At 65.9% G+C, this 1,462-nt stretch carries 2 protein-coding genes; one reads left to right on the top strand and one right to left on the bottom strand.

Annotated features, from left to right (window positions below; genetic code table 11):
• Window positions 1-81: 81 nt before the first annotated feature.
• On the bottom strand, window positions 82-924 hold the full coding sequence (locus tag ACWELQ_RS45600; RefSeq protein ID WP_452403175.1) for a flavin-containing monooxygenase: 843 nt from the start codon (window positions 922-924) through the stop codon (window positions 82-84).
• Window positions 925-1,022: 98 nt separating this feature from the next.
• Here ACWELQ_RS45600 and ACWELQ_RS45605 point away from each other — a divergent pair.
• Window positions 1,023-1,462: TetR/AcrR family transcriptional regulator (locus ACWELQ_RS45605; protein ID WP_452403176.1), on the top strand; the 440-nt coding region annotated here is incomplete at its 3' end.

The following is a 1,462-nucleotide window of genomic DNA, read 5'->3' on the forward strand; positions in this document are numbered from 1 at the left end:
CCTCGCCCGAACAGGTGTCGGGGCGCTACCTCGATCCGCGCACCGACCAATACTCCTTGGCCTGCACGCTTTTCGTGCTGATCACCGGATCGCGGTGCTCGACATGGTCGGATGCGCCTGGGCGAACTTGTGATCCGGCTCGGGCAGCCCATAGCGGGTCATCGGCCCGGTCGCCGCCGCCATCAGTCGCCTGGCCAGAGGCCAGCGCAGGGACGCCGGGATCCATTCGCTCCCGCCGATCTGGTCATAGGGCCTGCCCCACACGTACTTCGGGATGATGTGAACGCCGCGCCGGGCCGAAAGGTAGGTCGCATGCGCGTGATACGACGCGTCGACGGCGATGTCCATTGCCGAATTGCCCATGCCGACCACGACCACCCGGCGGCCCGCCAGCTGCGACTCCTCGGTGTAGGAGTGGGAATGCATGATCCGGCCGGAGAAGCCGTCCGCGCCCGGGAACATCGGTTCGGGCATTCGTGGATCCCAGTGGTGGCCGTTGGCGACGAGCACCGCGTCGTAGTGGCGGGTCTCGCCGGTGGAGAGGGATACCTCGAACGTGCCGTCGGGTTGCGGCGCGACGTGCGTGACACCGGTCTTGAACCGGATGTGGTCCTCGAGGCCGAAATTCCGCACGTATGCGGCGAAGTAGTCGGCGATCTGGTCGTGGCGCGCGAACTCGGGCAGATGCGAAGGCATCGGGAAGTCGCTGAATTCCATCCGATGCCGGGAGGTGTTGATGTGCAACGACTTGTAGGCCGCGGACACGCCGTTGCTGTTGCCCCAGACCCAATTGCCGCCGACCCGGTCGGACAGCTCGTAGCAGTCCACATCGATACCGCGTTCGGCGAGCACCTTCACTGCGGCGATTCCCGCCGATCCCGCGCCGACGACGCAGGCCCGGAAGTCGTTCGAGCTTGTTGACATCGCTCACTCCTTATGACCAGTGGTCATATGACCACTGGTCATAATGTACGATCGCTACCGTTGAGTAGTCAATGGTGTGCTGGTGAAGGAGGTCGTCGGTGCCGACGGGGACATGGGATCGGCTCCCGGACGAACGCCGGGCGGCGGTTCTCGCGGCCGCGGAGGCCGAGTTCGCCGAGCGCGGATTCAGTCGGGGCAGCCTGAACACGATCTGCCGGGAGGCCGGCGTTTCGAAGGGCAGCCTCTTCCAGTACTTCGCCGACAAGGCTGACATGTACGTGCATCTGGCCGAGCTGGCGAGCGTGCGGATCCGCGTGGCGATGGAGGCGGAAATCGCGGAACTGCCGTGGGGTGAGGACTTCTTCGGGTCGATGCGCAGCCTGCTCGGGAGCTGGGTGCGCTACTTCTATGACCACCCCCGCGAGCGCGCAATGACCGCCGCCGCCAACCTCGAACCCGATCCGGTCGCGCGCACCGCCGTCCGCGAGGCGGTCAACCGCCACTACCTCGCAGTCCTGCGCCCTCTCATCGAAAAGGC

The organism is Nocardia sp. NPDC004722 (assembly GCF_053601505.1).